The 22,703-nt window shown below is 53.3% G+C and carries 21 protein-coding genes; 12 read left to right on the top strand and 9 right to left on the bottom strand.

The window, feature by feature from the left end; genetic code table 11:
- Nucleotides 1-145: 145 nt before the first annotated feature.
- The 3 genes from H8J70_RS07540 to H8J70_RS07530 are packed head-to-tail and all read right to left on the bottom strand — an operon-like array spanning nucleotide 146 to nucleotide 2,662.
- A complete protein-coding gene (locus tag H8J70_RS07540; protein WP_186503281.1) occupies nucleotides 146-1,054 on the bottom strand; it encodes a DMT family transporter in 909 nt (302 codons plus the stop codon).
- 36 nt (nucleotides 1,055-1,090) lie between these two features.
- Nucleotides 1,091-1,795 carry a response regulator transcription factor gene (locus tag H8J70_RS07535; protein WP_186503279.1) on the bottom strand — a complete coding sequence of 235 codons (705 nt, stop codon included), beginning with the start codon at nucleotides 1,793-1,795 and terminating at the stop codon, nucleotides 1,091-1,093.
- A gap of 30 nt (nucleotides 1,796-1,825) precedes the next feature.
- The gene (locus H8J70_RS07530; RefSeq protein ID WP_186503277.1) at nucleotides 1,826-2,662 is read right to left on the bottom strand and encodes a D-alanyl-D-alanine carboxypeptidase family protein; all 837 of its coding nucleotides are present in this window, start codon (nucleotides 2,660-2,662) and stop codon (nucleotides 1,826-1,828) included.
- A gap of 288 nt (nucleotides 2,663-2,950) precedes the next feature.
- Here H8J70_RS07530 and H8J70_RS07525 point away from each other — a divergent pair, with 288 nt between their 5' ends.
- From H8J70_RS07525 to H8J70_RS07495, 7 genes are all read left to right on the top strand, one after another.
- Nucleotides 2,951-3,604, top strand: coding sequence for a precorrin-2 dehydrogenase/sirohydrochlorin ferrochelatase family protein (locus tag H8J70_RS07525; RefSeq protein ID WP_186503275.1), 654 nt, complete (start codon nucleotides 2,951-2,953; stop codon nucleotides 3,602-3,604).
- On the top strand, nucleotides 3,591-4,532 hold the full coding sequence (hemC, locus tag H8J70_RS07520) for a hydroxymethylbilane synthase (protein ID WP_186503273.1): 942 nt from the start codon (nucleotides 3,591-3,593) through the stop codon (nucleotides 4,530-4,532). The genes H8J70_RS07525 and hemC overlap by 14 nt, the downstream gene beginning before the upstream one ends.
- Nucleotides 4,529-6,064, top strand: a complete 1,536-nt coding sequence (cobA, locus tag H8J70_RS07515; protein WP_186503271.1) for a uroporphyrinogen-III C-methyltransferase — start codon at nucleotides 4,529-4,531, stop codon at nucleotides 6,062-6,064. Before hemC ends, cobA begins: the two co-directional genes overlap by 4 nt.
- Nucleotides 6,051-7,037, top strand: a complete 987-nt coding sequence (gene hemB, locus H8J70_RS07510) for a porphobilinogen synthase (RefSeq protein ID WP_186503269.1) — start codon at nucleotides 6,051-6,053, stop codon at nucleotides 7,035-7,037. Before cobA ends, hemB begins: the two co-directional genes overlap by 14 nt.
- Nucleotides 7,038-7,214: 177 nt before the next feature.
- Nucleotides 7,215-8,471, top strand: a complete 1,257-nt coding sequence (gene hemA / locus H8J70_RS07505; protein ID WP_186503267.1) for a glutamyl-tRNA reductase — start codon at nucleotides 7,215-7,217, stop codon at nucleotides 8,469-8,471.
- A gap of 32 nt (nucleotides 8,472-8,503) precedes the next feature.
- The gene (gene hemL / locus H8J70_RS07500) at nucleotides 8,504-9,805 is read left to right on the top strand and encodes a glutamate-1-semialdehyde 2,1-aminomutase (protein ID WP_186503265.1); all 1,302 of its coding nucleotides are present in this window, start codon (nucleotides 8,504-8,506) and stop codon (nucleotides 9,803-9,805) included.
- A gap of 4 nt (nucleotides 9,806-9,809) precedes the next feature.
- Nucleotides 9,810-10,469 carry a Crp/Fnr family transcriptional regulator gene (locus tag H8J70_RS07495; RefSeq protein ID WP_186503263.1) on the top strand — a complete coding sequence of 220 codons (660 nt, stop codon included), beginning with the start codon at nucleotides 9,810-9,812 and terminating at the stop codon, nucleotides 10,467-10,469.
- A gap of 125 nt (nucleotides 10,470-10,594) precedes the next feature.
- Here the strand turns inward: H8J70_RS07495 and H8J70_RS07490 are convergent, their stop codons facing one another.
- The 5 genes from H8J70_RS07490 to H8J70_RS07470 all read right to left on the bottom strand — a co-directional run bounded on the left by H8J70_RS07490 (nucleotide 10,595) and on the right by H8J70_RS07470 (nucleotide 16,156).
- Nucleotides 10,595-11,368 carry a formate/nitrite transporter family protein gene (locus tag H8J70_RS07490; protein WP_186503261.1) on the bottom strand — a complete coding sequence of 258 codons (774 nt, stop codon included), beginning with the start codon at nucleotides 11,366-11,368 and terminating at the stop codon, nucleotides 10,595-10,597.
- A gap of 26 nt (nucleotides 11,369-11,394) precedes the next feature.
- Complete coding sequence (gene asrC, locus H8J70_RS07485; RefSeq protein ID WP_246415304.1) at nucleotides 11,395-12,378, bottom strand: sulfite reductase subunit C; 984 nt, start codon at nucleotides 12,376-12,378, stop codon at nucleotides 11,395-11,397.
- A gap of 13 nt (nucleotides 12,379-12,391) precedes the next feature.
- A complete protein-coding gene (gene asrB, locus H8J70_RS07480; protein ID WP_186503259.1) occupies nucleotides 12,392-13,204 on the bottom strand; it encodes an anaerobic sulfite reductase subunit AsrB in 813 nt (270 codons plus the stop codon).
- The gene (gene asrA, locus H8J70_RS07475) at nucleotides 13,194-14,216 is read right to left on the bottom strand and encodes an anaerobic sulfite reductase subunit AsrA (protein WP_186503257.1); all 1,023 of its coding nucleotides are present in this window, start codon (nucleotides 14,214-14,216) and stop codon (nucleotides 13,194-13,196) included. The genes asrB and asrA overlap by 11 nt, the downstream gene beginning before the upstream one ends.
- A 260-nt stretch (nucleotides 14,217-14,476) precedes the next feature.
- A complete protein-coding gene (locus H8J70_RS07470) occupies nucleotides 14,477-16,156 on the bottom strand; it encodes a subtype B tannase (RefSeq protein WP_222433628.1) in 1,680 nt (559 codons plus the stop codon).
- A gap of 238 nt (nucleotides 16,157-16,394) precedes the next feature.
- On the opposite strand from H8J70_RS07470, the gene H8J70_RS07465 reads away from it, so the two are divergent.
- From H8J70_RS07465 to H8J70_RS07455, 3 genes are read left to right on the top strand one after another with little or no spacing between them, the layout of a single operon-like run.
- The gene (locus tag H8J70_RS07465; RefSeq protein WP_186503255.1) at nucleotides 16,395-17,528 is read left to right on the top strand and encodes an efflux RND transporter periplasmic adaptor subunit; all 1,134 of its coding nucleotides are present in this window, start codon (nucleotides 16,395-16,397) and stop codon (nucleotides 17,526-17,528) included.
- A 35-nt stretch (nucleotides 17,529-17,563) separates the two neighbouring features.
- Nucleotides 17,564-18,271 carry an ABC transporter ATP-binding protein gene (locus tag H8J70_RS07460; RefSeq protein ID WP_222433627.1) on the top strand — a complete coding sequence of 236 codons (708 nt, stop codon included), beginning with the start codon at nucleotides 17,564-17,566 and terminating at the stop codon, nucleotides 18,269-18,271.
- On the top strand, nucleotides 18,261-19,478 hold the full coding sequence (locus H8J70_RS07455; RefSeq protein WP_186503252.1) for an ABC transporter permease: 1,218 nt from the start codon (nucleotides 18,261-18,263) through the stop codon (nucleotides 19,476-19,478). Before H8J70_RS07460 ends, H8J70_RS07455 begins: the two co-directional genes overlap by 11 nt.
- Before the next feature lie 58 nt (nucleotides 19,479-19,536).
- On the opposite strand, the gene H8J70_RS07450 is transcribed toward H8J70_RS07455, so the two are convergent.
- On the bottom strand, nucleotides 19,537-20,067 hold the full coding sequence (locus H8J70_RS07450; RefSeq protein WP_186503250.1) for a flavodoxin: 531 nt from the start codon (nucleotides 20,065-20,067) through the stop codon (nucleotides 19,537-19,539).
- A 189-nt stretch (nucleotides 20,068-20,256) separates the two neighbouring features.
- On the opposite strand from H8J70_RS07450, the gene H8J70_RS07445 reads away from it, so the two are divergent.
- The gene (locus tag H8J70_RS07445) at nucleotides 20,257-21,498 is read left to right on the top strand and encodes an LL-diaminopimelate aminotransferase (RefSeq protein ID WP_186503249.1); all 1,242 of its coding nucleotides are present in this window, start codon (nucleotides 20,257-20,259) and stop codon (nucleotides 21,496-21,498) included.
- Nucleotides 21,499-21,527: 29 nt separating this feature from the next.
- Nucleotides 21,528-22,634: a redox-regulated ATPase YchF gene (gene ychF, locus H8J70_RS07440; protein ID WP_186503248.1), complete on the top strand. Its 1,107-nt coding sequence runs from the start codon at nucleotides 21,528-21,530 to the stop codon at nucleotides 22,632-22,634.
- Nucleotides 22,635-22,703: the final 69 nt, after the last annotated feature.

Genomic DNA, 22,703 nt, shown 5'->3' with positions numbered 1-22,703 from the left:
CTAGCACCGTATGTAGTTTTTCTTCTGCACAAACCTTAGTTCTATGCATATTAAATGCTCCCTTCCAAGTAGAGTGAGATTTTATTATTTCTCATGTCTACCTAGAAGGGAGCATATCAAAACTGGCCGGGCTTTTTATACTATCTTATTTTTCAACGCGCTGACACTGTACGCCAGGCTGTTTTTTCTTCTTGTTCAAAATAACGACTGAACTGAGAATCAAGGCCATACCGGCCAGTTTCATCAAATCGTAGGGCTCCTGGAAAATAAAAATACCAATCGCCGCCCCGACAAAGGGTTCAATGGTTGCCATAATAGCCGCTTTCCCCGTTTCCATATATTTGAGGCCCAGCGTATAGAGAAAATATGGCAGAACGGAACAGAAAAAGGCAATGCCTAAGGCCCACAGCCAGGACGTTGTATTCTCGCCCATGAGCGACAGGAGTGTGGGAACATCGCCTAAGGGCAGCATGGCTGCAACGGCAAAGGCGAAGGTATAGCACGTAACCGTTTCCGGCTCGTAGCGCCGCAAGGCATAGCGGCCAAAAATCGAATAGAGTGCGTAGAAAAATCCTGCCCCCAAACCAACTGCCAAAACAAAGAGGGGAATCGCCAGGCTCCCGTGTAAGACACCGGAAACAAGGACGCAGCCGAGGAAGGTACACCCCAGGGCAGCCCACTTGCGCAGTGTCAGAGGTTCCTTAAACAGCAGGGCTGACAAGAGCATGACAAAAATAGGTGACGTATAGAGCAGCATGACCGCAATGGAGACCTGGCTGGCGGCGACGGCAATAAAGTAGAAAATACTAAACAGGGCATAGCTAAAAACACCTGTACCGAGGAAACACCAGCAATCCCGCAGGCGGATCCGCAACAAATGCGGTGCCCGCCAGGCCAGCAGGGCGACTACAAAGAGGAGTGCCAAAAGAGTCCGGATCAGGCAAATCTGCAGTGCGTTTAGGCCGATGGCATCGAGCTGTCGCACAAAAATACTGATCGTTCCCCACATCGATCCGGCTGCCAGAATACAAAGATTTGCTTTCCATACGGACATTACCGATTCCCCCTTCTTTTGCCTTAATTCAGTCTTTTATTCCATGCGGAAACGGTAGCCGTTGCCCCATACCGTTTCAATCGCCGTAAACTTGGGCTTCACTTCATTCAATTTATCCCGCAGGCGGTTGACGTGGACGGTAACCGTTGCCATTTCACCTAAGGCATCAAGATGCCAAATCATTTCAAAGAGGTATTTCTTGGACAGGACCTGATTGGGATGCTGCGCCAAAAAGAGGAGCAAATTAAACTCTTTTCCTGTCAATAAAATTTCTTTTTTGCCACGGAACACCTGCCGGCGACGGATAAAGATCTTTAAGTCACCGGTCTGGATATCCGGCAGTGTTTCATCGCGCATGAGATGCGCCCCTGCCAGCAGACGTTCGTGAATATCGATATGGGCTTTTACGCGGGCAATCAGCTCCGATGGATTGAAGGGCTTGACGATATAATCATCAGCGCCCAGGCCAAGGCCCTTGATCTTATCTTCATCACTTGTATGGGCCGTTACAAACAGAATGGGAACATCGCTCTTTTCCCGAAGCTTTTGGCAGACAGTAAAGCCATCTTCGTCTGGTAAGCCTACGTCCAGAATAACCGCATCAACGGCCGTTTGGGATAAGGCTTTCATGCCGCTTTTGGCATCCCTGGCAACAGTCACATCAAAGTTGCTGTTTTTAAAAAAATCGCGTTCCAAGGCGGCGATCAATTCGTCATCTTCAATAATCAACACCTGGGCCATTCCGGCTCACCCCCCTATGTACAATATATGTTATACCCCTGTTTGAATACGGCGGAAGCCATAATCCAAAATAGCCGGCGCATCAACCCAGCGGTCATCATCATTAAATAAAGCGACTACCAAGGTATGGCCATCGCGTGTAGCCGAGGCTACAAGGCAATCGCCGGCAGCCTGCGTATAGCCGGTTTTGACGCCATTCGCGCCGCTATAGCCACTAGTCAGAAAATGATTGGTCGTCGTTACGTATTTCGTATGGCCGTCCATGTATTTCATGTTATAAGACGGCAGGCTGACAATATAGGCAAATTCCGGATAGTGCTTCAAGCCGTAGGCCGCCATGCGGGCCATGTCGACAGCTGTCGTATGATGACCGGCTGCCGTAAGGCCGTTGGGATTGACAAAATGAGAATGTTCTGCCCCCATCTTAACGGATTCGGCATTCATCATGCCGGCAAAATTTTCAACCGAACCGCCGATCGTTTCTGCCACAGCTACGGCGGCATCATTTCCGGAAACGACCATCATGCCCCGTAAGGCCTCGTGCACAGTCAGCTGATCCCCCGGGGCAATGCCCAGGCTCGAAGGTTCCGTATTGGCAGCTGCCCAGGAAATCTGTAAGGGCTGTTCTAATTTATTCTTGCCCTGATCCAAGGCCGTCAAAAGCGTTACGATCTTTGTCGTACTCGCCGGGTGTACCCATTTATCCGGGTTTACGCGATACAGGATTTTTCCCGTGTCTGCATCAATCAGGCAGGCTGCTTCAGCACCTGTAGGCGGCACATAGGCCTGTACAGCAGCCGTGCTGCCAAAGGCCAGTAAAAGGAAACAAAGAAAAGAAAATAGCGTCCGTTTTATCCCTGCAAACATAGAACCTCTCCTTTACATAAATGGTTGTATTGTAGTTTTTATAAAAAAAATAAACCATACTTCACAGTGGTTATAAAATAATTAGTTTATATTTTTTATAATCTCTAAAATAATATTATTATTCAAAATGAGCGGAATGTCAAATAAAAAAAATGATACGCCCAGAAAAAGGCTTGCAATTACAACGTTTTTCTTTTCCCATAGTATGCTATAATAAACGATGGTGATATATAACTTTATTATATGTATAGGCACATGTCTTTGAGGCATCGTGATAGAAAGGCTATTATGTATCCGATCAACTTACTACTCGACAACTGTCCGTGTCTGATCATCGGCGGTGGCAACGTAGCATTCCAAAAAGCAAAGGGACTTTTGGCAGCAAACGCCGTCGTGACAGTTCTGGCACCGGAAATATGCCCGCAGCTGCAGAACCTGGTACAGGCAGGGCAAATCATATGGCAGCAACGGCCGTATACGCCTGGTGCTGAAGCAGGCTATACGCTTCTTCTCTGCTGTGCTGGCGACAGTACAGCCAACGCGGCTGCTGCAAAGGCCGCCCTGGCGCGGGGCCAGCTCGTAAACGTTTGCGATAAACCGGAAGAAAGCAACTGGACGACGCCGTCAGTCATCCGCCGTGGACCTTTGCTGTGCACCATTTCCACCAATGGCCAGGCACCGGCTTTTTCCCGCTGGCTGCGCCTGCATTGGGAAGAAAAGCTGACTCCGGCGTATGGCGAATGGATCGAGCGGCTGGCCGCTATCCGTGCCGAAGCCCAAAGCAGCCTTACCAGCAGCCAGGCCCGGCAGGCCTTTTGGCGCCAGGCCCTGACCGATGACATTATGGCACTCGTCGCCGAGGGCGACCAGGCTGCGGCCGAAGCCTTGCTGCGGCAAAAATTACAACACTTTTGTGAGGAGGTTCAGCATGAGAACCATTGAACAGATTACCATCGGCACGCGTTGCAGCCGTCTGGCCGTACGTCAGGCTGAATCGGTAGCTGCATCGCTTCGCCTCCTTTTTCCCCAGATTCCCGTCACGCTGAAGTATATTCACACGCGGGGTGATAAAATTGTAGACAGACCGCTCAGCGCCATTGGCGGCAAGGGGCTCTTTACAGAAGAAATCGAAAGGGAAATCCTTGCCGGCACGATTGATCTCGCCGTGCACAGCCTGAAAGATGTCCCGGCTGAGTTACCTGTAGATTTGACCTTAGGTGCGATTACGAAGCGGGAGCCGGCTCAGGATGCCTTCGTCTCCTGTCAGTACGCGTCCCTGGCCGACCTGCCTCAGGGCGCCCGTGTCGGCACGTCCAGCCTGCGCCGCAAGGCCCAGCTCCTGCATGTGCGGCCAGACCTTGACGTAAGCGATCTGCGCGGTAATGTAGACACGCGCTTACGCCGCCTCGATGCCGGCGAGTACGCTGCTATTATCCTGGCGGCAGCGGGACTTACACGCTTACAATTGGCAGACAGGATTACCGCCTATTTGCCGGCAGACGAATTTATTCCCGCTGCCGGCCAGGGGGCACTGGCCTTAGAAACGCGGGCCGCTGATACGGCCATGCTGCAACTCCTAGAGAAACTCCATGACAGCGAAACGGCTGCCTGTGTCACAGCAGAACGCAGTTTTTCCCGCCACATTGGCGGCAGCTGCCAAATTCCTGCCGGTGCCTACGGGACGATACAGCAGAACCGGCTGATCCTGCGTGCGGTCATTGCCTCGCCGGACGGGCGCCAAAGCCTCTGCCGTTCCCTGGCCGGTGCCCCTGCTGACGCCGAAGAATTGGGGCGCCACATGGCCACGCAAATGCTGGCTGAGGGCGGCTCTGCCATCCTCGCCCTGAGTGCGAAAGGAGAAAACCTATGACAGAAGGAATGGTATATCTCGTCGGTGCCGGCCCTGGTGACTGGCGTCTTTTAACGCTGCGCGGTAAAGAACTCCTGGAAAAAGCCGATACGGTTGTCACCGATCATCTGGCAGACCCCCAGCTCCTGCGCTTTGCCCGCCGTGATGCAGAAATTATCTACGTCGGCAAAACAACTGACCACCACACGCTGCGGCAGGAAGAAATCAACGCCCTCCTCGTCAAGCTGGGGCAAGACGGCAAGACCGTCGTCCGCCTCAAAGGGGGCGATCCCCTCGTGTTTGGCCGTGGCAGCGAGGAAGGGGCTGCGCTCCATGCCGCAGGCGTCCCCTTTGAAATCGTACCGGGTATCTCATCCACCATTGCCGCACCGGCCTATGCCGGCATTCCCGTGACGGACCGGGCCTTTGCCTCGTCCTTTGCCGTCATTACAGGCCACGAGGATCCTGCAAAGGGCCACTCGTCTATTCACTGGGAGCACCTGGCCACAGCTGTAGACACGCTGGTCTTCGTCATGGGCGTACGTAACCTGCCCAATATTACGGAAAAGCTGCTCCGCTACGGCCGGGCGCCGGAAACACCGGTGGCCCTCATCCGCTGGGGTACGCGCCGGGATCAGACGACCCTGGTCAGCACCTTGGCAAAGGTGGCTGACGACGCAGCCCGGGCTAAGCTCACGCCGCCGGCAGTCTGTATCATCGGTGACGTCGTAAAACGGCGGCAAGAGCTGCGCTGGTTCGATACGCAGCCCCTTTTTGGCCTTACCATCGGCGTAACCCGTACGTCGCCCCAGGCCTTTTCCCTCACACGCATACTGGAGGAAAAGGGCGCCGCCAGCCTGGAAATCCCGGCTATCCGGCTGGAAGCCCCGGCTGATGGCTACGCCGGCCTGGATGCGGCCATTTCCCGGCTTTTTGACTATAACTGGCTCGTCTTTACGAGCGCTAACGGCGTCGATCATTTCTTTGCCCGCCTGCACCAGGCCGGCTGCGACAGCCGTGCCTTAGGACAGGTGAAGCTTGCTGTCATCGGCCCGTCTACGGCAAACGCATTGGAAACATACGGCCTGCGTGCCGATGTTATGCCAAAGAGCGATTACCGTGGCGAAAGCCTGGCTGACGCGCTCATAGAAACGCTGCCGGCCGGGGCAAAGGTTCTGCTCGTACGCGCCGAAAAAGCCCGGGCCGTCTTGCCGGACAGACTCACCGAGGCCGGTGCCGCTGTCACCATTGCCGCAGCCTACCGCACCGTACCGGCCTTAGAAAATAAAGAAACACTCGTCAAGCTGCTCAAAGAAAAGAAGCTTGACCTCCTGACCTGCACCAGCTCCTCTACGGTCCTGGCCCTGATTCAGCTCTTAGGACCTGACCGGAACCTCCTGAAAAACGTAGGACTGGCCTGCATCGGCCCTATTACAGCACAGGCCTGCCATGACGAAGGCCTCACACCGGCTCTCGTCGCCGATACCTATACCAGTCAGGGACTGGCAAAAAAAATACAAGAATGGAGACTTGCTAATCATGAAGTACAATAGTTTACGGCCCCGCCGCCTGCGCATTTCCCCGGCTATGCGCGCTCTCGTACGGGAAAATGAAGTGAAAGTATCTGATCTGATTTATCCTATTTTTGTCGTTCCCGGCACGAACGTGCGCGAAGAAATTCCCAGCATGCCCGGCTGTTATCATCTTTCTGTCGAAAATGCTGTAGAGCTGGCCAAAACCGTGGCCGCCGCAGGCATACCGGCCATCGAAGTCTTCGGCCTGCCGGAATACAAAGACGAAATCGGCTCATCCGCCTGGGACATGACCAGCCCGGTCCAGCGGGCCATTAGGGCCATCAAGCAGGCACTGCCGGATTTGGTCATTGTCGGCGATGTCTGTCTCTGCCAGTATACGAGCCACGGCCATTGCGGCCAGCTGTGCGGCCACTACGTCGACAATGACGCCACCCTGAAGCTCCTGCAAAAGGTTGCCGTCAGCCAGGCCCAGTGCGGTGCCGATATCGTCGCCCCATCGGATATGATGGATGGACGCATCGCTGCATTGCGTGAGGCCCTCGATGAAAACTCCTTCCAGAACGTGACTATCATGTCTTACGCGGCCAAGTATGCGTCAGCCTTTTATGGCCCCTTCCGCGATGCGGCCAACTCGGCGCCTGAATTCGGCAACCGCCGCCAATATCAGATGGACCCGGCCAACTCCCGCGAAGCCATGAAGGAAATTGACCTCGACATGGATGAAGGCGCTGATATTATCATGATCAAGCCGGCCATGACCTATTTGGACATCGTCCGCCAGACCCGGGACCGGATTGACCGGCCCATTGCCGTATACAATGTCAGTGGCGAATACGCCATGGTAAAGGCAGCCGCCCAGAACGGCTGGATTGATGAAAAGCGCATTGTCATGGAATCCCTGACCTCCATGAAACGGGCCGGCGCCGATATTATCATTACCTATCACGCCCTGGATGCCGCCCGTTGGCTCCAGGAAGGCGTAGCCTGGTAACCCTTGACCCATACTGTACAGCCAGAGCTGCCGGAAATAAAATCCGGCAGCTTTTGCCGTACCCGGTCTAAATCAGGAAAACGGTCCCGGCCGCTTCTTCCTGCCCCTCTTGTCAAGACTCAGAGAATTTACTACACTATACTAGTAGTGATTTATATATAAGGAGTTAACGCCATCATGCAATTACTTGTATGGGGCCTGAATTTCAAGACCGTCCCTGTAGCCATACGGGAACAGTTTGCTGCCACACAGGATAGCATTCGTTCAGCCCTCTCTCAATGGGATCAATATACTGCATTAAAGGAAGCTGTCGTCCTTTCTACGTGCAACCGCTCGGAAGTATATGCCGTCTGCGATGACGACACAGACAGCCACGTCCTGCAGGACTTCTTCCTCTCCCTCCTGCCCTGTCAGCCCGACATAAAACCGGAATACTTTTACGTCTACGAAGGCACAGCCTGTATCCACCATTTACTCACCGTTGCAGCCAGCCTGGACTCTCAAATTTTAGGGGAAGGACAGATCTTAAGTCAAGTCAAGCAGGCCTATATTTTAGCCCACGAATGCGGTGCCACAGGCACCGTATTGAACCTGCTCTTCCATCAGGCCATTGCCACAGGCAAACGCGTACGCACAGATACGCATATTGCCTACAACGCTGTGTCTGTCAGCTACGCAGCCGTCCAGCTGGCCGAACGGATTCTGGGCGACTTGTCCGGCCGGGGTCTCATGATTTACGGGGCCGGGCAGATGGCCGAGCTGACAGCCCGTAATTTCCGCGGCAAGGGTACAGGACGCCTGTACATCGTCAACCGCCATATCGAACGGGCCCAGGCACTGGCTGCGACACTGCAAGGCAAAGCCGTCCATTACCAGGCTGCCGACGCGGTGACGGAGGACGTAGATATTATCATCACCTCTACAGGGGCACCGCATTATGTACTGACGACAGAACGGGTACGGCGGCTGTGCTGCTTACGATGTCATAGGCCTTTACTGCTCATCGATATTGCCGTACCACGGGACATTGAGCCGGACGCCGGCGAATTGCCGGGAATTACGTTGTATAATATTGACGACCTCTCAACGGTCGTCCGCAACAACGAATACTCGCGCCAACAGGAAGCAGCCGTCGCCGCCCGCATTGTCGACGAAGATACAGAAGCCCTGACGGAGCGTTTCCGCTACCTCACAGTCCGGCCGGCCATGCTACGCTTGTCGAAAAAGGCTGAACTCATGCGCCAGCGCGAATGGCGGCGGGCCCGCAATAAACTGCCGGGCCTTACGGACGAACAATACAGGGTTATTGAAAACATGTCGCGCATGCTCGTGCGCAAGCTGCTGCGCGATCCTATGATGCAAACGGTAGAAGCAGCCCACACGGAAAAAGAAAAAAAGACACTGCAGTCTCTTTCCGACCTGTTCAAGCTTTGATCATGTCTATTCTGTAAAGGAGGAAATTTCCTATGCTTGCACATACAAAATCAGAGGCGGCCTTTACGGCAGCCCAAACGCTCATGCCCGGTGGCGTCAACAGCCCGGTCCGTTCATACGGCCGCGTGCACTGCAACCCGCCCTTTATCGCCTCAGCCAAAGGCTGTACCATCACGGATATTGACGGCAATACGTATATCGACTACGTCGGCTCGTGGGGTCCCATGATTGCCGGCCATGCGCATCCCCGGGTAGTCAAGGCCCTGCAAGAGGCTGCTACACGCGGTACCAGTTACGGTGCACCGACGCTCCTCGAATCAGAGCTGGCCAACCTGGTCAAAGAAATCTACCCGTCTATCGAACGGCTGCGCATGGTCAACTCCGGCACAGAAGCCACCATGAGTGCCTTACGCGTCGCCCGTGGCTTTACAGGCCGCGATAAGATTATAAAATTCCAGGGCTGCTATCACGGCCATGCCGACAGTCTCCTCGTCAGTGCCGGCTCCGGTGCAGCCACCTTCGGCCAGCCCGACAGTCCGGGCGTCACCAGGGCTACGGCAGAAGATACGATTACCCTGCCCTACAACGATACAAAAGCCTTTAACCGCCTGATGGATGGGTTCGGCAACGACATCGCTGCCGTCATCGTCGAACCCGTCGCCGGCAACATGGGCTGCGTACCACCTGTACCGGGTTTTCTCGAAGCGCTGCGCAGCCAGACGGCTGCCCACGGTGCCATTCTCATTTTTGACGAAGTCATGTGCGGCTTCCGTACGGACCTGCACGGCGCCCAGGCATACTATGGCATCACGCCGGATCTGACCTGCCTGGGTAAAATCATCGGTGGCGGCCTGCCCGCAGCTGCCTACGGCGGCAAGGCGTACCTCATGGACTGCGTCTCGCCGGCCGGCCCGATTTATCAGGCTGGTACACTGAGCGGTAATCCCCTGGCAGTCACGGCCGGTCTGGAAACGCTGCGCATCATTACGGAAGATCCGGACTATACGGTCCGCGTCACAGCCCAGACGAAAAAGCTCTGCGACGGCCTGCGCACGGCTGCGGCCGCAGCCGGCGTACCGGTCTGCATCCACCAGTCAGGCTCCATGTTCAGCGTCTTTTTCACGCCCGGCGAGGTCCGCGATTTTGCCATGGCCAATGCCTGCGATCAGGAAGCCTTTGCCACGTATTTCCAGGCCATGCTGGAAGCCGGCATCTACCTGCCGCCGTCTCAGTTCGAAACGTGTTTCCTCTCAGGCGAACATGATGATCAGGCTATTGAAATAACGCTGTCCGCAGCGAAGAACGCCTTTGCTGCTGTGGCAAAAAGCAGGTGATTGTATGAGTATTGACTACGCCAGTTTGACTTCTATGCATCTCTTTGCAGGTATCCGCGAGCAGGACCTGGGTCCTATGCTGCAATGCCTGGGAGCCCGCTTTCAAACAATACATAAGGGAGAATTCCCCCTGTTAGCACAAGCAGAGGTAAAATATATTGGCGTCATTCTCAGTGGCCGTATCCACATGGTCCACGAAGATTCCTGGGGCGATAAGACGATTCTTTCTGTACTCCATCCGGGTTCTCTCTTCGGCGAATCCTTTGCCTGTGGTACAGTCCTCAAGTCGTCCGTTACCTTCCAGGCAGTACGCGAAAGCCGCGTCCTCTACCTGCCCTTCCGCAAGGTGCTGCAGACGTGCAAAAATTCCTGCCCCTTCCATTACAGGCTCATCGAAAACATGCTGCGCATGCTGGCCGATAAAAACGCGCTGCTCATGGAAAAGCTGGAAGTGGTCTCCAAGAAGACCCTGCGCCGCAAGATTCTGACATACCTTTCTTTTCAGGCTGAGGAACAGGGCAGCAAGACCATTACCCTGCCCTTAAGCCGGACCGAGCTGGCCGACTATCTCTGTGCCGACCGCACAGCCGTATCGCGGGAACTGGCACGCATGAAAGAAGAAGGTACTATCGATTTTGACAAGGATACCTTTACCATCCTCTGACGAATATACAGACGTTCCCCAGGGAGGGCCTGTATGCGATAAGCAAAAAGATCCCCCGCCAGAGCCGACATCACGCCAGCCCATGCGGGGGATTTTTCATATAGAGCACGCGCTCTATACAGCTTTTATTCTTTTGCTTTCTTTTCCAAAGCGCCCAAACCATAGGGGATGGACAGGAAGACGATGGCGCCGACGATGTTGCCCAAGGTTACAAAGAAGAGATTGTAGAGGTAACCGCTGAGGGTAATCGAAGCGTCTACAGGAGACAAGAGGCCCAAGGTGAGAACGGTCATGTTGGCAATGCTATGTTCAAAACCGCAGGTAAAGAAGGCATAGAGACACCAGAAGACCATAATCAATTTAGCTGCATCGCTCTTGGTCCGGAAGCCGCACCAAACGGCTAAGCAGACGAGAACGTTACAAAGGATACCGCGGGCAAAGAGAGCGAGCGGCGGCAGGCCGGTCTTCATCACGGCTGCACCGGTCAAGGCCTTGCCGACAGCCCCGACAGGACCGAGGGCGGCAATGAAGATCAGGGAAAGGACAATGGCGCCAAACCAGTTGCCCAGGTAGCAGACGACCCAGAGGCGGATGACGTCAGCTGCGGAAACGGTCTTTTGCCGCCAGCCGTTGAAGAGGACAAAGGCATTGCCCGTAAACAGCTCGGCGCCGGCAATGATGACCAGGCTCAAGGCGATGCCAAAGGACGCACCCATAGCGATCGGTGTAACAGGCAGGGGGCCCAGGGATCCTTTGACGGTGAACGCCAGGAGAATCCCAAAGCCGATGTATGCACCGGCCAGAGCGGAAAGCAGGAAATAACCTAAGGGGTTATTTTTGAGCATCGCTACTTTGGCCTTTGCCCCATTGCCCGTTGCTTTATATTCTTCGTTAAACATGTGTATCTCCTCTCACGCTGTTGCCCTTACTTCAGGCCCCAGTAGCGAATACCATTCCAGTAGAGAGGTTTGTACACTTCTGCTTTTTCCGGCAAATGAACGTCTCTCATGATATATTCTAAGAATGTATCGACGCCCGTACGGTCAACGATGTAGCCAATGTGTTCCTTACCGCCCGGAGCATCGGGATCGATGTATTTCTTGGCATAGTCGTAGACGTTGGAAACGATCTTGACGATGCTGTCGGCATCACACCATTTGATGAAATCGACGCCCATACGGGGGTTCTTCTTCCCGGAACGGCCAAGGAGTGTCAGGCGGAAATACTGCGTTTTGCTGCGCGTCCAGGCACGGTTCGGGCAGGCATGAACACAAACGCCACAGCCGATGCATTTTTCTACGTTCCGTACGGGACGGAATTTTTCCATGTGCAAGGCTTCTACGGAAAGCTGTTTGCATTTCTTGACGCAGGCGCCACAGCTGACGCAGCGGGACGGGTCAAACTGAGGTTCCGTCATACCCATGATGCCAAAGTCATGCATACGGACTTTACAGCAGTCGTTCGGACAGCCTGTAAGAGCTACCTTTACGTGCAGGTCATTCGGGAAGATGGCTTTTTCAATGCGTTTTGCCAGTGCCGTCGTATTGTAGTTACCGAAGGGGCAGACATGGTTGCCGACACAAGCCATGATATTACGCGTACCGGACGATTCGTAGCCGATGCCCTTCTTGGACTGGTTGATATTGAGTTCATCAATAATCGGCTGCAGTGCTTCGTTTACTTCCTGTACTTTTTCATAAGGAATACCGAATATTTCGAAGCCCTGACGGATGGTCAGATGTACTTCGCCATTGCCGAAGCGTTCAGCAATATCTTTTACCTGGCCCAGGACCTTTGCATTCAGGAGGCCGCCGGGAACACGTACACGAGCCGATGCAATACCGCGTTTTTTCGTGACGCGGAACGCGTTTTTCTTTAACTTGCCACAATTCATATCCATCATAGCCATAGCGTGTATCCTCCTAGTCAATCATCGTCTGAATCTGCGTATATTTGAAGACCGGGCCGTCCTGGCAGATATATACGTCGCCAATACGGCAGTGACCGCATTTGCCGAGGCCGCAGCACATTTTACGCGATTCGGAAAGCCAAATGTTGTTTTCGTTGAAGCCGATTTTTTTCAGTTCCAAGATGGAGAATTTGATCATCGGCGGCGGACCTACGACGACGGCAATGGCCTTGGCCATGTTGTCGAATTCGAGTTCCGGAATATATTTCGTTACCATGCCGACGTGGCCTTCATAGCCTTCAGGCGCATGATCGACCGTCGTAATCAGGTGAATGCCTTTTTCCAGCCAGACTTTCTGGTCTTCCTTAAAGAGGATGTCGTCCGGCGATTTAAAACCGACGATGACCGTCAGTTTCTTGATTTCGTCCAAATGGTCGGCGAAGTAGTCGATGACGCCGTGTACAGGCGATAAGCCCGAGCCGCCGGCTACGAGGATGACTTCCTTGCCCTTGAACATGTTGACGTTAAAGCCATTGCCATAGGGTCCACGCATGAAGAAGTGGTCACCTACATAATTTTCAAAGATTTCGTCCGTCAGGGAGCCGACGCGGCGAATGGTGAAATCCAGGGAATGGTCTGTAATACCGCTGACGGAAATCGGAGCTTCGCCATACTTCGGAATGGAAATTTCAAAGAACTGGCCCGGATTAACAGGGTGTTCCTTGCCACGATCGTAGGACATGCGGAAGGTATATTCTAATTCAGCGTGTTTGATTACTTCGAGAATTTCGGAACGAAACGGTAAATATTCATTTTTATTGGCCATTTTCCAGTACCTCCTTCATGCCCTGGGGCAGCTTCGTGTTGATGCAGTTTGTAAGAGAAATATATTCCGGGCAGATAGCGTCACAACGGCCGCAGCCTACGCACATCTGGAAGCCTGCACGGGTATTGAAGTCCATGACCTTGTGCAGTACTTTGAAACGCATGCGTTCGCCAGCCTTCTGACGGAAGCAGCCGCCACCGGCAACGGTTGTGTAATCATCAAACATGCAGCTCGTCTGTACGCGGCGGCGTTCACCGGCTTTGCCGTTTTCCGTATAGAAGATATCCTGCATGGACCAGCACGTGCACGTCGGGCAAGCCAAGGTGCAGCGGCCGCATTTGATACAGCGTTTGTCGTATTCATCCCAAATAGAGGTCTTGGCAATGGCGTTGGTCAGGTTATCCGGAATCGTAACTTCTACGTCGTCTTCTTCTACGTGATCCGGCACGACGTCGCAGGTCCGTTCAGCAAATTCCTGCAGGGCTGCAGCCAGCGTTGCATCAGGACAGTCCAGGAAATATTCGCCATCTTTTGCGTTCACGGCAGCGTCGTAATCGGTGCTGACGTTGGTACCCATAGAAACGCAGAAGCAGTCTTCGAAGGGATGTTCACAGCCCATGAGAACAAACTTCACGCGATCGCGCAGGGTTTTGTAGTAGTAATCTTCCGGACCGTTTTCGAGGAACATGAAGTCCAGGCGTTTGACAGCGTGCAGATCGCAGCTGCGCAGGAAAATAATGGCGCCCTTCGGCGGGAAATCAGCTTCTTTTACTTCGTTTTCCGTGAAGTAGAAGAGGACCTGACAGACCGGTGTCAGTACATCCTTAAAGGAGTATTCGGAACGTTCATCCCACACGATCTGGGCAGGATCTGTCACCTTGCCATAGCGAATTACGTCGGTTTCTGAAAAGCGTCCTGTTCCTTCAAACACCATGGGTGCGTAAATGTCGTACTCTGCAGACCATTTCTTAAAGGCAGAGGTCAATGCCTGTCCACTTAATTGATACCCCATTCTGCTACCTTCTTTCTTTGGATACTATAACAACATAAAATAGATTAAAAGAAAATTTTCACTTTCTGTTGTGCTTTTCATCAAATATCATTGATGCTTATATGCTACCAAAAAGAAACCAATCCTTCTGTTGCCTTGGCAACGGAAAAATTGGTTTCTTCTCATTTTTCAATGCTAAATTGAGATAACTTTCTCTTTTGATTTGCGCTTTTGTAATCCGGATATAAATTGTCCGTTTAAGTTTTCTTCACCGGATTCTTTTAGCGGCATACCGAGTCGGCCCAGGCAAAGAGTTCATCCAGGTCGTAATCCCCGCCATGTCCCTGACCCCAGGGAACGGCAAAGTTCACGTCATAGCCTTCATTTTGCAGGCGCAGTGCCAGAATAGCCGGCACAGCCAGAGACGTATCCCTGTCGGCACTGCCGTGACGGATGCGCCAGTGCGGAGCTACGGTAACATCTTCACGGCCAATATAGTTCAGGGGATTCAAGAGGCCAATGACTTTTTTATCCGCCAGCTTGGCCTTTTTAACCGTATTATACTTCTTGCCTACGGCCGTAAAGTGACGGGCATTGATGGACGCCGAGCCGAATTCACTGTTTTCACCGGTAGAAAGGTCCAGGGCATCGAAAGCCGGTGCTGCCTTGAGACGCGTAATCTGCACGGCGTACTGTGCCAGATCCATGTCCGTGACCTTGCCGTTTTCGATAGTCAGCCAGCCGACGTGGGAGAGATCTTTGCCACCATCTATAGCATGCTGTGCTGAATCCATATATAGTTGTTTTATATATTCTTTAAAGGGACCGTTCCCCTTCTTATCTAAAGTCAGCTTCGTTCCATCGGCAGCCCGCAGATGAAGACTGTTCAGGTAGGCAGGGAATTTTTTCTTTAAGACCGCGGACACCTTGATTTGCTTTTTCGTCAGTTCCTGCGCTTTGGCACTTTCTGCCGGTGCATTGGCCGGGCGGTTTTGGACCGTACCGTCCGGAGCCGCAGCAGCCCCCTCGCCGGCGAGCATTTTCATGAGACCGGCCGGCATGGCCTGCTGATAGTACGTATGCACGTCGCCAAAGACCCATTCATAGGGCATGTCTGCATGATCGAGGTCCGTAATGGGGCAATAATCGCTGGAAGCGAAAATGTCATCCCGTTCGTCTGCTGCGCCCAATGCCTTCAGATAGGGTTCATAATCGGGACTGTTCCCGGTTGCCCCTAAAAGAGCCGAAAGGGCTCCGCCGGCACTGGTACCGTTCGAAATAATCTTATCTGTATTACCGGGAATGCGGCCTTTATTATACCGCAAGTACCGTACAGCTGCTTTCATATCGACGAGGAGAGCCGGAGCCTTGCCTGTATACGTACCATCGGCGGCTTCATTCGTCCTGCCCCGGGCCCCCGGTGCTGCCACGACATAGCCATAGGCCAGAGCCGTCAGGATTGCGTTGGGACCACCGCTCATGCGGTCTTCTTCCAGAGGCGTACCGGCCTTCCCCGGCATATAGCCGCCGACGCTGTTCGGCAAGAAAATCGGTGCAGTCGCCGCCGTATAGCCATGAATGGTCTTGCCGTCAAAATAATCTTCCGGCACGTAGATATTCATAGATTCATAGGCTGCATCGACAGGATGGGCTACGTATACGCGATTTTCGTAGGAGCGAAAAACTACCTTTTGTCCCCTGTATTGCATCGTATCAACAGTATAATCAGACGTATCGAGTGCTAAGCTGTACGTGTTCTGATCCTTCTCTGCTGCCGTCTGTGCCGTGTTTTCTGCTGCTGCCTGGACCGTGTTTTGCGCCGCCGTCTGGCTGGCTGCCAGCGGGGCCGCCGCTGCCGTTACAGAAGCGCTTTCCGCCGGCGTTCCTGCCGGGGCTGCCGCCCAGGCCGGACTGGTACAAAAGAGGGCTGCCAAGAGAACCGCACTCCACCTGCATTTCATATTATTTCCTCCTTATTGCATTTATATTTATTACAATATAGTTTTACATATGTAGTATAACACAAATTCATAAAGTCATTTGTTACAGTTTCTTGTAATCTTCCCTGCTGGCACGGTTCTTCCTTTTTTTGTCCATCTCACTTATGTTATACTTAACCTGTGCATACGGAAGTACCGTATGGTTTACAGCCTTTATTTTTTATACAACTACTCCATTTCAAATTGCAGGGTGATTCTTATGAAACTAAATTTCAAAGCAAAAGCAGCCATTGCCATCGTCCTTATTGCCGCTTGCGCCTGTGGCGGCTGGTATTATTATCAGCAACAGCAGAGTGCCAAACAGGCAGCTGCCGTAGAAACGGCGACGGTACAGCGCATGAACCTGAAATCCACCGTATCCGCTACGGGGACCATCCGTCCTGTCGATTCCGTCGAAGTCTCGCCAAAGATTACGGCCCGCATCAGCCAGGTCCTGGTCAAGGAAAATGACCACGTCACAGCCGGACAGGTCGTAGCCACACTGGACGGCAAGGATTATCAGGCCAAATACGATCAGGCCCAATATAAAGTAACGAATACGCGTCTCGATTACGAACGCTATAAGTCATTGTATGATCAAGGTGCCGGTACCAAGCAGGCCCTCGACAATGCGGAATACGAATATAAGACGGCCCTTTCAACCTTATCAGCCGCCGAATCGGATTTGGCTGAAACATCCATTACGGCGCCTATGAGCGGCGTCATCGTTGGTGAACCGAAACCGGCCGGTACCATGGCCGTCCAGGGCAACAGCAACCCGACGGTCATCATGCGCATCGCCGATACGAGCAAAAAACAGATTCTCGCCAACATCGATGAAACGGATATCGGCAAGATCAAGGTCGGCCAGGACGCCACCTTTACAGTCGATACGTATTCGGACAAGACCTTTACAGCTCACGTCACGAAGATTTCCCAAACCGATACGAGCAACACGTGGGATACGAACGGCACGAGTTCTACCTCTTCCTCTTCTTCGTCAGCCAGCGTTATTTACTACTACGTCATTCTCGACGTAGATGATCCGGACGACGAACTGCGCCTGGGCATGACAGCCCGCGTAGACATTATCACGTCGGAAAAGGACGACGCCCTCGTCGTGCCCATTGCAGCTCTCAAGACCAATAACGGCGGCACGTACGTCCTGCGCGTCGGTGATGACGGCAAATCCGAAGAAGTACCCGTTACGACAGGCATTTACAGCGACGATTACGTCGAAATCCTGAGCGGCCTCAACGCCGGTGATAAGGTTTCTATTTCCTATACGGCTGCTAAGACCACCTCCAGCAGCAGCTCTAAGAGCAACAGCCGCCAGGGACCGCCACCCATGTAATACTGCCATAAGGGCAAGAAATCAGGTGTAACACTATGAATGAGAAACTGATTGAACTGACAAACATTAAAAAAATATATCATATTGGCGGCCAGGATTTTGCCGCCCTGGCAGGTATCAATCTCGTCATCCGTGAAGGAGAATTTGCCGCCCTCATGGGGCCATCGGGCTCCGGGAAGTCGACGCTCATGAACATCCTGGGCTGTCTCGACCGGCCGACGGAAGGCTCGTATAAACTGAACGGTGAAGAAGTGGCCCATCTTTCTGACGACGAACTGGCCGTTGTCCGCAACCGCCACATTGGCTTTGTCTTCCAGAACTTCAACCTCCTCTCGCGTATTTCTGCCTTAGATAACGTAGCCCTGCCTCTGGTCTACGCCGGCGTGGGCCGCAAGGAACGGCACGAACGGGCCCTGCAAAAGCTCACCGATGTAGGCCTCAAGACCTGGGCCGATCACAAGCCTAACGAATTGTCCGGCGGCCAGCGTCAGCGTGTCGCCATTGCCCGGGCCCTGGTTAATGAACCGCACATCATCATGGCTGATGAACCGACAGGCAACTTGGATACAAAATCGACGAAGGACATTATGCACCTCTTCGAGGACCTGCACGAAGAAGGCAAGACGATCATCCTGGTCACGCACGAACCGGACATCGCCGCCTGTGCCAGCCGGCAGCTGCTTCTCTGTGACGGTATGATTACGCGTGATGCAGGGAAAGGGGTGGTCATGGATGTTGTTTAAAGAAAGTGTCAGTATCGCCATTGCAGCCCTCCTGTCCAATAAGCTCCGCTCCATTTTGACTATGCTGGGCATCATCATCGGCGTCGGTGCCGTCATCGTCATGATTTCCATCGGCATGGGCGTGCGGCAAAACGTCACCAACTCCATTGCCAGTCTGGGCAGCAACATGCTCATCGTCACGCCGGGCTCGGCCAATAAAGGCGGCGTCCGTTCTGCTGCCGGGTCCAACCAGAGCCTGAAGCTCGATGACGCCGAAGCCATTCAAAAGCGCATTAAGGACATCGATTATGTGGCACCGACGGTCAACAGCAGCTACCAGGTCGTTTACGGCAACCAGAACTGGAACACGTCCGTTTACGGCGTCACGCCGGATTACATGAAAATCCGCTCCCTCACTGTCGCCTCCGGTTCCTTTATTACCAACGCCGACGACAACAGCCGTAACCGTGTAGCCGTCATCGGTTCTACCGTCGCCACCAATCTCTTCGGTACAAAGAACCCTGTAGGCAGCAATATCCGTATTCACAACCAGCCCTTCAAGGTCATTGGTGTACTCGAAAGCAAAGGCCAGTCCTCTATGGGCAGTGACCAGGATGACGTAGTCCTCGTCCCCTTAAAGACCGCCCAGGAACGGCTCATGGGCATTACGTACATCCGCTCCATCAATATTCAGGTTACCAATACGAACGATATGGACGCCGTCCAGGAACAGGTCGAAACACTTCTGCGCCAGCGCCACCATATCCGCACCGGTGAAGACGACGACTTTAACGTCCGCAACCTGACGAGCATTATGGAAACCATGAGCAGCACGACGACCATGCTGACCCTCTTCCTCGGCAGTATTGCCGCCATTTCCCTTTTGGTCGGCGGCATTGGCATCATGAACATCATGATGGTATCCGTTACGGAACGGACACGGGAAATCGGCATCCGCAAGGCCTTAGGTGCTACCTTTAAGGATATTATGACGCAGTTTCTCATTGAATCCGTCGTCATCGGCGTCGCCGGCGGACTCTTAGGTGTGTTCTTCGGCGTTTCCATTTCCCTGCTCATTTCGCATTTCTCGACCTTTACGACGTATATCACAGCCGCGCCGATCATTCTCTCCTTTACCTTCTCTGTCGGCACGGGCCTCTTCTTCGGCATCTATCCCGCCAAGAAAGCAGCCCGCCTCGATCCCATTGAAGCACTGCGCTACGAATAAACCGTACAGAAAAAGAGCTCCTCGCCAAAGGGGCTCTTTTTTACGCGTATGTGCCGGTTCAGATTGTTTCCAGCTGCAGCCAGCGGCGGATATCGCCTTCGGCATCGGCAACGGTTGTACCTAAGAGGGTTATACCACGGCTGAGTTTGGCCTGCGGCGCCAGGGCATGAATATCCTCCAGGCTATGGCCAAAGCCGCTGCCTTCATGCGTGCAGAAGGGCTTAATAATTTTATCGGAAAAATCATGGGCTTCCAGGAAGGTCCACACAGGCATGGGCATAGTGCCACACCAATTCGGATAGCCCAGGAAAATAACGTCATACGCCGTTACCTCAGACAGATCATAGCGCAAGGCCGGACGGGCATTATCCCGTTTTTCCTGCCGCGCCCGCTCGACCGTAGCGGCATACGAGTCGGGATAGCGCTCTGCCGCCTCGATGAGGAACATATCCCCCTGAACATGGCCACGCAAAATATCTGCGGCGATCTGCGTGTTGCCTATGGGCAAATGTACCAGCTGTCCCCGCGAATAGTTTTCGCCTGGCCGGCTAAAATAAGCAATGAGACATTTCTTATCACGATAATCCATACCCTCCGCCCCTTTCTCTCTCTGGCAGGTGTTTCAATATTTCAAATGGTTACCATTCTATTTTATCATGAATCCTTGCGTTTGCGTACCTTTTCAAGGGTTTATGATTGTAGTACAATAAACAGTGACATTCAGGTATACATTTCAGTATATATGTACATTCTTATCGAATATAAAGGAGGTCATTTCATGGCTCATGTAAATGAAAATTATTTAAAACTCCCGGGTAACTACCTCTTTGCTACGATCGGCAAAAAAGTAGAAGCCTTTTCCAAGGCCCATCCCGATGCCAACATCATCCGTCTCGGTATTGGCGACGTAACGCGTCCCCTGGCTCCGGCCATCATCGACGCCATGCACAAGGCTGTTGACGAAATGGGAAAAGCCGAAACATTCCGCGGCTACGGTCCGGAACAGGGCTATGATTTCCTGCGCCAAGCCATCATCAAAGGCGATTACGAAACGCGCGGCATCAGCCTCGACGCCGATGAAGTATTCATCGGCGACGGCGCCAAGACGGACGTTGCCTGCATTCAGGAAATCTTCGGCAGTGATATGAAATTTGCCGTAGCCGATCCGGTCTACCCGGTATACCTCGATTCCAACGTCATGCTCGGCCACACAGGCCTCTACAATGAAGAAAAAGGCATGTACGACGGTGTCGTATATCTCCCGTGCACGCCGGAAAACGGCTTCAAAGCCCAGCCGCCGACAGAAAAGGTGGATATCGTTTACCTTTGCAACCCGTCCAACCCGACAGGTACAGCCATGAGCAAGGCCGAACTGGAAAACTGGGTCGCCTATGCCAAGGAAAATAAAGTCGTCCTCATTTATGACTCGGCTTACGAAACATACATTACAGAACCGGACGTCCCCCACTCGATCTACGAAGTAGAAGGGGCCAAGGAAGTCGCCATCGAACTGCGTTCCTACTCGAAATGCGCCGGCTTCACGGGTACGCGCTGCTCCTACGTCATCGTCCCGAAAGCCTGCGTCGGCTACAAGGCTGATGGCACAGCTGTCGAACTGAACCCCATGTGGAACCGCCGCCAGTGCACGTTCTTCAATGGCACGCCGTATATCATTCAGCGCGCAGCCGAAGCGTACTACAGTGAAGAAGGCCAGAAACAGTGCCTGGCTTACGTCGAATATTATATGGAAAACGCCCACATTATCCGCGACGGCCTCGTAGCTGCGGGCTATACGGTTTACGGTGCTACCAATTCCCCCTATGCCTGGGTACAGACACCGAACGGCATGAAGAGCTGGGACTTCTTCGATCTGCTCCTGGAAAAAGCCAACGTCGTTACCACGCCGGGTGCCGGCTTTGGCCCGCACGGTGAAGGCTATCTCCGCCTGACAGCTTTCGGCACACGGGAAAACACGGTAGAAGCCGTACAGCGTATTGCCGATCTGCATATCATTAAATAATCGAAGTCGTAGAAAGGAACACCTCATTCATGAGTACCAATTTGGAAATCGGTATTGTCGGCCTGCCGAATGTCGGTAAGAGCACGCTCTTTAATGCAATTACCAAGGCCGGAGCAGAAGCGGCTAACTATCCGTTCTGCACGATTGAACCGAATGTAGGCGTCGTCGAAGTACCGGACGCACGCATTCAGGTCCTGACAGATATGTATCATCCGAAACGTACCATTCCTGCGGTAACGCGTTTCGTCGATATTGCCGGCCTCGTAGCCGGTGCCTCCAAGGGCGAAGGCCTGGGCAATAAATTCCTCAGCCACATCCGTGAAACCGACGCCATTGCCGAAGTCGTCCGCTGCTTTGAAGACGGCAACATTACGCACGTATCGGGCTCCATCGACCCGGTCCGTGACGTAGACGTCATCAATACGGAACTGTGCCTGGCCGATATGGACACGGTACAGAAACGGGCAGACCGCATCCGCAAGGTGGCCCAGTGCGGCAACAAGGAAGCCAAGACCGAGCTCGACATTCTCCTGAAAATCCTCAAGGCGCTGGAAGACGGCGAACCGGCCCGCAAGGTTGGCCTGACCAAGGACGAGCTGCCGTGGGTACACGATCTCAATCTGTTGACCTTAAAACCCATCCTCTACATTGCCAACGTAGCCGAAGACGAAGCATCCGAACCGGACGCGAATCCGCACGTACAGGCCCTGAAGGAATTCGCCGTCGCGGAAGGCTCCCAGGTCGTTGCCGTTTCGGCCAAGATCGAAGCGGAAATCGCCGAACTGCCGGCTGACGAAGCAACGGTTTTCCTGCAGGAACTGGGCCTGCCCGAAGCCGGCCTGGCCAAATTGATCAAAGCCAGCTACGCCATGCTGGGCCTGATCAACTTCTTCACGGCCGGTGCCGATGAAGTCCGCGCCTGGACCATCGTCAACGGCACGAAAGCGCAGAAAGCAGCCGGCAAGATTCATACGGATATCGAACGGGGCTTCATCCGCGCCGAAATCGTATCCTATGACGACCTCATTGCCTGCGGCAGTGAACAGGCTGCTAAGGAAAAAGGTCTCGTACGCCTGGAAGGCAAGGATTACATCATGCAGGATGGCGATGTCACCTACTTCCGTTTTAACGTCTAAAAAGGGCAAATACGCCATAAATACAGATACAAAAAGAGCAGGCAGCTCAATGCTGCCTGCTCTTTTTGT

Source organism: Megasphaera hominis, assembly GCF_014269395.1.
GTDB lineage: Bacteria > Bacillota > Negativicutes > Veillonellales > Megasphaeraceae > Megasphaera > Megasphaera hominis.
Note: the sequence above shows the minus strand (reverse complement) of the source record. Positions and strands in the feature narration are given on the sequence as shown.